Origin of the sequence: Alteromonas sp. Cnat3-28, assembly GCF_022348265.1 — a bacterium.
Lineage (GTDB): Bacteria > Pseudomonadota > Gammaproteobacteria > Enterobacterales > Alteromonadaceae > Alteromonas > Alteromonas macleodii.
Genome location: NZ_JAKREY010000011.1, coordinates 153,188 through 162,323 on the forward strand (window position 1 = coordinate 153,188; position 9,136 = coordinate 162,323).

Annotated in this window: 10 protein-coding genes; 9 read left to right on the plus strand and 1 reads right to left on the minus strand. The window is 45.4% G+C overall.

What is annotated here, in order from left to right; genetic code table 11:
* Positions 1–103 precede the first annotated feature (103 nt).
* Positions 104–589 (minus strand): ribonuclease E activity regulator RraA, encoded by a 486-nt coding sequence (rraA, locus tag MHM87_RS13020; protein WP_014947855.1) that lies wholly within the window; start codon positions 587–589, stop codon positions 104–106.
* Between the two features lie 352 nt (positions 590–941).
* On the opposite strand from rraA, the gene MHM87_RS13025 reads away from it, so the two are divergent.
* The 9 genes from MHM87_RS13025 (at position 942) to MHM87_RS13065 (ending at position 8,950) form a co-directional block, all read left to right on the plus strand.
* Positions 942–1,460 carry a phosphatase PAP2 family protein gene (locus tag MHM87_RS13025; protein ID WP_014947854.1) on the plus strand — a complete coding sequence of 173 codons (519 nt, stop codon included), beginning with the start codon at positions 942–944 and terminating at the stop codon, positions 1,458–1,460.
* A gap of 1 nt (position 1,461) precedes the next feature.
* A complete protein-coding gene (locus MHM87_RS13030; protein ID WP_049587089.1) occupies positions 1,462–2,529 on the plus strand; it encodes an MJ1255/VC2487 family glycosyltransferase in 1,068 nt (355 codons plus the stop codon).
* A 12-nt stretch (positions 2,530–2,541) separates the two neighbouring features.
* Positions 2,542–2,778 carry a lipoprotein gene (locus MHM87_RS13035; RefSeq protein ID WP_039226877.1) on the plus strand — a complete coding sequence of 79 codons (237 nt, stop codon included), beginning with the start codon at positions 2,542–2,544 and terminating at the stop codon, positions 2,776–2,778.
* Positions 2,778–4,028 carry a diaminopimelate decarboxylase gene (lysA, locus tag MHM87_RS13040; protein ID WP_039226879.1) on the plus strand — a complete coding sequence of 417 codons (1,251 nt, stop codon included), beginning with the start codon at positions 2,778–2,780 and terminating at the stop codon, positions 4,026–4,028. Before MHM87_RS13035 ends, lysA begins: the two co-directional genes overlap by 1 nt.
* Positions 4,029–4,063: 35 nt before the next feature.
* Positions 4,064–4,894, plus strand: coding sequence for a diaminopimelate epimerase (gene dapF / locus MHM87_RS13045; RefSeq protein ID WP_014947850.1), 831 nt, complete (start codon positions 4,064–4,066; stop codon positions 4,892–4,894).
* Positions 4,891–5,586: a DUF484 family protein gene (locus MHM87_RS13050; RefSeq protein WP_014975351.1), complete on the plus strand. Its 696-nt coding sequence runs from the start codon at positions 4,891–4,893 to the stop codon at positions 5,584–5,586. Before dapF ends, MHM87_RS13050 begins: the two co-directional genes overlap by 4 nt.
* Before the next feature lie 5 nt (positions 5,587–5,591).
* Positions 5,592–6,512, plus strand: coding sequence for a tyrosine recombinase XerC (xerC, locus tag MHM87_RS13055; RefSeq protein ID WP_014947848.1), 921 nt, complete (start codon positions 5,592–5,594; stop codon positions 6,510–6,512).
* Positions 6,513–6,532: 20 nt separating this feature from the next.
* Complete coding sequence (locus MHM87_RS13060) at positions 6,533–7,273, plus strand: HAD-IA family hydrolase (RefSeq protein ID WP_239259447.1); 741 nt, start codon at positions 6,533–6,535, stop codon at positions 7,271–7,273.
* A gap of 168 nt (positions 7,274–7,441) precedes the next feature.
* Positions 7,442–8,950 (plus strand): diguanylate cyclase, encoded by a 1,509-nt coding sequence (locus MHM87_RS13065; RefSeq protein WP_168533121.1) that lies wholly within the window; start codon positions 7,442–7,444, stop codon positions 8,948–8,950.
* Positions 8,951–9,136 lie beyond the last annotated feature (186 nt).

A 9,136-nucleotide genomic window follows, 5' to 3' on the forward strand; every position in this document is an offset into this window, starting at 1 on the left:
TGGCTGGCGCAGTAAAAGATAAAAATGGAGGCTTTTGGCCTCCGTTTTCTTTTTAACTAATCATTTATTTCGCTACCAGTAGCGTTTGGCTAACCCAAAAGGTTTAGTCTAAATCTAACGGCTCAGGAGAGAGAATAACGCCCGTGCTATCAGCATACAAATGATCTTCTGGTAAAAACGTAACGCCACCAAAGTTAACGGGCACGTCTACCTCACCAATACTTTCACACTCAGCATTTACTGGAATGGCGGCTACCGCCAAAACACCGATATCTAATTCGGCAAGGCTATCTACTTCTCGCACGCTGCCGTATATCACAACCCCTTCCCAATCGTTGTCGATTGCAACTTGAGCAGAGGATGCATCGAACAGTGCACGACGGCTAGAACCACCGCCATCAATAAGCAGTACTTTTCCAGCGCCGGGCTGAGCAAGTACTCGGTCGATAAGGCCTCTGTCTTCAAAGCATTTAATTGTGGTAATTTCACCACCGAAAGAATACCGGCCACCAAAGCTCGCGAAAATTGGATCTACCACGTCTACGCTATCAGCAAACAAATCGCATAATTCAGATGTGTTGTATTCCATCGTTCTGCCTTACTAAAATTGAGAAGACTAAAATTAAGTGAAAACAAAGCGCTGCTTACGCTTCTAAAACTAGCATAGCATTAAATGTGGCAATGCAAACGTTTGATTTAACGCCTTTCGTCGAATTTTCTACTTTTTTTAAAACTCATCAATACTTGCTCTCCCCTCCCCAAAATGAGCACATATTTTGCTTAGCTTTTTGTCTTTTACAGCCATTCCCAATATCTGTTCGCCAGGACAAAAGAAAAAGTAAAAGCGAAGCTCGCTGTCAAAAAAGTTTCTTTTTTTCGTCACCCACTGGTCACAGATGAACTTTAGCCTGTGCAGTAATTAACCGATAGGGGACAAGGCGATGTTGATTAAATCCTTGACCAAATACGATACTGACTTGTTTTATCGCCTGTACAAACTGACGCAAAAAAGAGACTGCAGAAGTATTATCTGGCTGTCGAAAACCGGCGATGGTTACCTGTACCTTGTTATCGGTGCGCTGCTTTGGGCATTTGAGCCTGAACACGGTGAGCTTTTCCTCTACACAGCGCTGATGGCTTATGCGCTGGAATTACCCATTTATGTGCTGCTTAAGAAAATGTTCAAGCGCCCTCGCCCTTGCGATTTTCTAATGAATTTAACAGCACATGTCACGCCTTCTGATAAATTTTCTCTTCCTTCAGGCCACACGGCAGCAGCCACATTGATGGCGAGCATAGTGGCTCATTATTATCCGTCGTTTGCGGTATTGGCTTACAGCTGGGCCGCGTTAATTGGTCTTTCACGTGTGTTACTGGGTGTTCATTACCCGTCAGACGTGATCGCAGGGACGCTTCTAGGCGTTACAATAGCAACGTTGAGCATTTCTATTCTGGGGTAGCATGAGATTACTGTATGGTGTGCAAGGCACCGGTAACGGACACATCGCCCGTGCGCGAATAATGGCTGCAGCTCTGGCACAGCGCGATGACATTAACGTTGACTTTGTGTTTACCGGTCGTCCCCCTGAGAAGTATTTCGACATGGAAATATTCGGAGAATACCGAACCTTTACTGGCCTGAGCTTTATCACCAAAGGAGGCCGGGTTGATAAATGGGCGACCGTTAAAGATGCAAATGTAAGCCAGTTTATTAAAGACGTGAAAGCCTTTGATACCAGCAACTACGATTTGCTGGTCAATGACTTTGAGCCCGTCACGGCGTGGGCAGCTAAACAACAAGGTCTACCATCTATTTCGATTAGCCATCAGGCTGCATTTGCCTACGACGTCCCTAAAAGTGGCAACACGATTTTCGATTCCTTGCTAATGAAAGTGTTTGCGCCAACAGAGATTCAACTAGGTGTGCACTGGTATCACTTCAATCAACCGATTATTCCGCCATTCGTTGCAGAAAAGCCGATTGTGTCTTCGGGAAATGGTCACGTTCTGGTTTACTTACCTTTTGAAGATATTGAAGATGTTCAACAAATGTTGGAACCCCTAAGCGATCAGGTTTTCGAATGCTTTCACCCGAACATCGATGAAGCGAAAGAAGTGGGACATATTCATTGGCACCCTACATCTAAGAAGCACTTTCAAAAAGCCCTACAGCACGCCAGTGGCGTAATCGCCAATGGGGGGTTTGAGCTATCGAGTGAGGCACTTCAACTGGGCAAGAAGCTGCTTATAAAACCTTTACACGGCCAATTTGAGCAACTATCGAATGTGCTTACGTTAAATAAATTGGATTTATGCCAAACCCTGTTTCAACTTGATACCGACATTGTTGAAGAGTGGCTAGAAGCTCCTGACAACGAAGCAATTGCCTTTCCAGACAACCCCAATATTCTTATCGATTGGCTTAAAAACAAAGACTTTTCTGATACGCAAAGCCTGTGCGATGCGCTTTGGAAAAACGTTCGATATGGCGATAAAACACAAGAACGATTATTGGCTCTTGCAATTTAACGCCGCAATGCGATGATAGCGGCATTTGTCGTATTCTTCGCGGGATTTTTCGTGCTTAAAAAGTCAGTTGTTTTCTTGCTAACACTCACAGCATTATGTGGCTGTGGTTACAAAGGGGCGCTCTACATTCCTGAGGCGCCTGCACAAAACACGTCTGCTGAACCAGCGTCTTCTGAAAATGCAGAAACCGGCGCCGACTCTGACACCAATAACACTTCACCCGTAACTACTTCTGGAGAGCTGAACTAGTGGATTATTTCGCCTACAGCCAAGGTCAGCTTCATGCTGAACAAGTGGCTGTTTCTGATATTGCAGCCCAGCATGGAACGCCGGTTTACATCTATTCACGTGCAACGTTAGAGCGTCACTGGCACGCATTTAATGATGCCATTGGTGAGCATCCTCACCTTGTGTGTTATGCGGTAAAAGCGAATTCGAACATCGGTGTATTAAGCGTTCTAGCCAAATTAGGTTCAGGCTTTGATATCGTTTCAGCAGGTGAACTCGCTCGCGTAATCGAGGCCGGTGGCGATGCAAGTAAGGTAGTATTTTCAGGCGTTGGTAAAAAGCATGATGAAATTCGCTATGCGCTAGAACAAGGCATCATGTGTTTCAACGTAGAATCAGAGCCAGAGCTTCATCGAATTAACCAGGTTGCAGGCGAAATGGGCACGAAAGCCCCTATTTCACTGCGCATAAACCCGGATGTGGATGCCAAAACTCACCCTTATATTTCTACAGGCTTGAAGGCAAATAAATTCGGTATTGCCCGTGAGCGAGCGCTTGCTACCTATGAATTGGCCGCATCGCTACCTCATTTAAATGTTGTTGGTATGGACTGCCATATCGGCTCACAGCTCACAGAAATCGGCCCATTCGTAGACGCCTTGGAGCGCCTACTTTTGCTTATTGATGAATTAGCTGAACGTAACATTATCATTGAACATTTAGATGTGGGCGGTGGTCTTGGCGTTACTTATAACAACGAGCAACCACCTCATCCTAAAGCCTATGCACAAGCCATGGCTGAAAAAATGGTAGGCCGTGAAAACCTAAAGCTTATTCTTGAGCCAGGCCGCGCTATTGCAGCAAACGCTGGTATTTTAGTTACCGAAGTTGAATTCATTAAAGAAGGTGAAGAAAAAAGCTTCGCCATTGTCGACGCTGCAATGAACGACTTATTACGCCCTGCACTTTACTCAGCTTGGCAAAAAATTATTCCTGTAAAAGAAGAAACTACGGCAACACCACGTATTTACGATGTAGTAGGCCCAGTGTGTGAAACTGGTGACTTTATAGGAAAAGATCGTGAATTAGCCATTGAACCAACAGACTTACTTGCAGTTCGCAGCGCCGGTGCCTATGGTTTTGTTATGGCGTCAAACTACAACAGCCGCTGTCGTCCAGCCGAGATTATGGTAGACGGTGACAAAGCAATTGTGGTTCGCGAAAGAGAAAAACAAAAAGATCTCTGGCAAGGTGAGTACAAACTTCCGTAAACTAGAGACAAACTAACAAGATAGATGCGCGTTTAATGCAGGTTCAATTTTCTAAAATGCACGGTTTGGGTAACGATTTCATGGTTATTGATAACGTTACTCAGAACGTCTTTTTCTCTAAAGAAAAAATTCAGCAACTGGCTAACCGAAACTTCGGCATTGGCTTCGACCAGCTGTTGATGGTGGAACCGCCTTACGATCCTGAGCAAGACTTCCACTATCGTATCTTCAATGCGGATGGTTCGGAAGTAGAACAGTGTGGCAATGGCGCGCGCTGCTTCGCACGTTTTGTTAAGCAAAAAGGTCTCATTAATCGCAACAAAATTGTCGTAAGCACCAAAGCTGGAAAAATGGTGCTGTATCTTGAGAAAGACGGTCAGGTTACTGTGAACATGGGTAAACCTGAATTCGAACCTGCGAATATTCCACTTAAAGCCAATAAGCAAGAAAACACCTACATATTGCGAGTCGGCGAAAGCACGCTATTCATTGGATCGGCATCGATGGGTAACCCACATTGCGTGATGGAAGTCGACGACGTTGATACTGCTAATGTGGCCGAGATTGGTCCGCTTGTTGAAAAGCACGAACGCTTCCCTGAAGGCGTAAACGTTGGCTTTATGCAAATAATCAATGAGTCACATATTAAACTTCGCGTATTTGAGCGAGGTTCAGGTGAAACCTTGGCCTGTGGTAGCGGCGCTTGTGCGGCGGTTGCAATTGGCCAGATTCAGGGTAAATTAGGAAAAGATGTGCGGGTAGACTTACCCGGAGGCAGTTTACGTATACGCTGGCCTGGCCCAGATAACGTGTTAAAAATGACAGGGCCTGCTGAGCACGTGTACGACGGACATATAAATCTATGAGCGAATTATCAGGGCAGTCTAACGCTACGCAATTGATTGAGCCATTTAACGACACAACGGAATTGTCGAGTGCCGATGTGCGCGCGTTCTTGTTACAAAACCCTGAGTTCTTTGCCGAGCACTCCGACCTTCTTGAAAAAATTAAGCTTCCCCACGAGCAGAAAGGCAGTGTTTCACTGGTAGAAATTCAAAGCGATCAGCTTCGAAAGAAAGTTAGGCAGCTTAATTTTAAACTCAATCAGCTGGTGAGCATCGCTAAACAAAACGAAAAAATATATCGCGTTTACACCGATTTAAACGTGCAGCTTCTGCGCTGTGAAAGTGTTGCCGAAGTTCAGTTTACTTTGGAAGATGTGCTTCAAGAGCGTTTACAATTGTCGTCGGCGGTCATTAAAAGCTTTAAAGGTCCGCACGCGATCCCTGAGCTACAGCAACGTTTATTTACTGAAAAACGTTTTAAAAATACCAACTTTTTCTTTGGTCGATTATCTCAGCACGAACGCCAGCTTCTTTTCGGAGAAAGCCCTGCGGAGTCTGTAGCGCTAATGCTGCTTGGTGACAACCGTGAACTCGGTATTTTAGGTATTAGCAGCAGTGACGCCAGCCACTTCACTCCAGATATGGACACCCTGTTACTTCAACAGCTTCAGCAAGTGCTTAATATCATCTTGCCTGAAATGATGGGATATTAGGTGTAGTGTCTACGGACGCATTGATAAGCGAGCCTTGCCAGCAATGGCTAGATAAGTTTCTGCTACATCTACAGGTGGAGCGTGGGCTATCTCTTCACACCATCAAAAACTACCAGCGCCAGCTTACCGAAGTTGCAAAGTTACTTGGGCTTTACGAGTGGTCGGGACTAACGCCAAGCGACATAAAGCGGGTAATGGCTGATGCAAAGATGTCAGGGCACAGCCCGCGCAGTATAGCATTGCGCCTATCGGCACTTAGAACCTTCTGCCAATATCTTATCGATCATCAGCAACTATTCAGCAACCCTGTAGAAGGTATTCAAGCTCCGAAGCAAGGGAAGCCATTGCCTAAGCAACTAAGCGTAGATGAAATGCAGCAGCTTCTTAATGCCTCCCCCCGAAGCAGTGACGACGATGAGGGTATGCAGTTACGTGATGTGGCTATGTTTGAGCTACTCTATGGCTGTGGACTGCGCTTGAGCGAACTGACTGGGCTTAATTTGGCCGACTGTCTAAAGGACGGTACGGTGAAGGTCATGGGTAAAGGAAGTAAACAGCGAATACTTCCGTTAGGCCGACACGCACAAAAAGCGCTTAACGCGTGGTTAAAGGTACGCCCTGCCTACGCATCACCTTACGAAAGTGCGGTCTTTGTGAGTAAGCGCAAAACCCGCATATCCAATCGACAAGTCGCTAATCGCCTCGATAAAATGGCAAGCGAACAGTCTCTGTCACAAAAAGTAAGCCCTCACAAACTGCGCCATTCCTTTGCTACCCACGTATTAGAATCCAGCGGAGATTTGCGTGCGGTGCAAGAGCTATTAGGTCATGCTAACTTGTCAACGACACAAGTTTATACCCATCTGGATTTTCAGCATCTCGCTAAGGTTTATGACGCGGCTCACCCTCGCGCACATAAGAAATAACGCTACTAGAAGGTTTCCCAATGCAGTTTTTCAGGTCTATCAATAGTGTCGAGGCTATGACCTTCGACCTCGATGACACCCTTTACAATAATGAACCTATTATTCGACGCGCAGAGCAAGCCCTTCAAGCGCATATTGCTGAACATCACCAACAGGCAGCTAAGCTAACATCACTTGATTGGCTACAGCTTAAACGTGCGGCTATCGCCAAAGACGCGCGGTTGGCTTCTGATATGGGGCAGCTTCGTCGCGTTGTATTAAGCGCTGCACTATCTGGCACGCCAGCAAACCAGTTATCAATAGTCCCTACAGAAGACACTGCATTACGTGCTGCTGTAGACGGCTGCTTTAATTGTTTTTATGACGCAAGAAGCGATTTTGCGTTAGTCAGTAATGTGCACCACACCCTCGATAAACTTAGCCAGCACTTACCGCTCGTTGGTATTACTAACGGCAATGTAAACGCGCAAAAAGTAGGGTTAGACCGTTACTTCACGGCGATCTTACACGCCAGTGTGGAACGGCCTATGAAGCCTGCTCAAAACATGTTTGATGAAGCGGCCTCACTGATAAAGGTAACGCCGTCGCACATTTTACATGTGGGCGATAATATTATTAAAGACGTGTTCGGTGCCATTAATGCAGGCTATCAGTCGGCATGGTTTGCATGTAATCGTCCAATGCAGTTGAAATTAGAACCCGTTTCAGTACTTCCACACGTTCAGCTTGATTCATTAGAAGAGCTTATTCAATTTGTCTAGGCGCTATTTATCTCGAAAATACAGACCTTTACTACTCATTCTTTTGCGGGATGTTAACCTTTGAGTAAGCCGCATTCTTAAAGGTCTAGAGAGCCGCACTTAGGGCGTATAGATTTTAACGCTCACTCGTTATACACTGAAAACTGAAGTCGTAGTTTTTGTGTCCTCATGGAAAAACCTGCTATCTCGAAGTCAAGGTCGCAACAAGCGTCCAAGGTAGATAAGCCAACCTCGAATGTTCATGAACATGCCGAGACAGGTCGTTCTTTTTGGCCGTTTAAGCCACTGTCTGGCTTGTATCAAGATGTATTTATTATCTTGTCTTGGATTGCCATATGGCAAATTGGACGCATTGTTGAATACACTGAACACGCCAGTGTTTGGTTTCCTGCGGCAGGTTACACCCTTGCATGCTTCTTAGTTTTAGGTTGGCGCGCGGTGGTGCCTATTATGGTGGCAGCCATTGCGATTACCGTCTGGAATGGTCATAACTACTTGCTGCCGTTAAGTAACGTAGAAATGATGTGGGGCGGCGTGTTATTCGGCGTTGCACATATGCTCCCTTACTATGCAGGAGCCAGTGTTCTCGGCCATCTATTGAGAAAACCCGACGTCACCACACCCCAATTAATCGTCTCGTTCTTAATTATCGGCTGTATTTCGTCGTTAGTTGCCACGCAACTTGTCATTGGTTCACTTGTTCTAACTAATCAGATGTCAGCAGCGGATATTAAAGAGGCAATGCTGCCCTTTTGGATAGGGGATATGGCTGGTGTTGTAGTGCTTGCACCTCTTTTTGCTGGCTTGTTAGTAAAAATAAGTGCGGCTTCTAAAATAGACCTTTTGGCATTTTCTAACTGCGCTTCATCCGATTTACACAGCTACTTTAAAAAAGTGGCAGTCAATTTGGCCCTCATACTATTCGTCATGTTACTGGCAAAACTTACCCAGTCTCGTGACAGTGCATTTGCTATCTTTTTTCTCGCCATTACCCACATGTGGATAGCGTGTACTGAAAGTACGAAGCGCAATGTTATAAGCCTTGCAATAAGCAGCCTAAGCATTGTTTTGCTGGTGCATATATTCGCCTTAATGGATTACGTCAAAGTGTATCAGTTTGCACTCAACGTTATTGCAGCCAACGCTTTATTTGGTATAGCCATTCCTCAGTTACAAGCAGACAATGCTCTGCTCAAAGACCGTGTTTTTGTGGATACCTTAACCCAAGCTTATACGCGGGAGTATTTGGCCCAGCGCAGCGCACTTGAAATGGCTCAGAGTCGTGAATCTGGAAGCTCGCTTTATTTCGTTATGTTTGATTTAGATAAGTTTAAACGTATTAACGACGAATTAGGCCATGTAGACGGCGACAATGCATTGCGCCGCTTAAGTCAGGTGACGAAGGATATTGTGCGTAAAGCGGATGTTTTTGCCCGTTTCGGCGGCGACGAATTTGTACTGCTTCTGCCTAATATCAGCGAGCAAAACGCCCTTAATTTGGTGGAGAAAGTACGTGAAGGAATAAACGCAATCGTTATTTCAGAAGTGTCATTATCATCGAGCTTCGGCGTCACTCTCATGCAGCAAAGCGATACACTCGAGACACTTATTCAGCGCGCCGATCGGGCACTCTACGCATCAAAAGAAAAAGGCGGCAACACAATAACCCTCAAATAATGGGGTCAGAGTACATTTAATCGCTCAAAAACCCCTGAAGACGAAAATGTACACTGACCCTGAGGTATCCCCACAAATAAAATAACGATATCAGTGAGATAAAAAAAGATAGGAACATTCATGACGTTTGGTGATCAGATCAATCGCCAAACTTCACTGAGGCCAAACAGCCATGAATGCTCTATC

Coding starts and splice junctions, on each gene's coding strand:
- rraA (WP_014947855.1), bottom strand. CDS start 589: ATGGAATACAACACATCTGAATTATGCGATTTGTTTGCTGATAGCGTA.
- MHM87_RS13025 (WP_014947854.1), top strand. CDS start 942: ATGTTGATTAAATCCTTGACCAAATACGATACTGACTTGTTTTATCGC.
- MHM87_RS13030 (WP_049587089.1), top strand. CDS start 1,462: ATGAGATTACTGTATGGTGTGCAAGGCACCGGTAACGGACACATCGCC.
- MHM87_RS13035 (WP_039226877.1), top strand. CDS start 2,542: ATGATAGCGGCATTTGTCGTATTCTTCGCGGGATTTTTCGTGCTTAAA.
- dapF (WP_014947850.1), top strand. CDS start 4,064: ATGCAGGTTCAATTTTCTAAAATGCACGGTTTGGGTAACGATTTCATG.
- MHM87_RS13050 (WP_014975351.1), top strand. CDS start 4,891: ATGAGCGAATTATCAGGGCAGTCTAACGCTACGCAATTGATTGAGCCA.
- MHM87_RS13060 (WP_239259447.1), top strand. CDS start 6,533: ATGCAGTTTTTCAGGTCTATCAATAGTGTCGAGGCTATGACCTTCGAC.
- MHM87_RS13065 (WP_168533121.1), top strand. CDS start 7,442: ATGGAAAAACCTGCTATCTCGAAGTCAAGGTCGCAACAAGCGTCCAAG.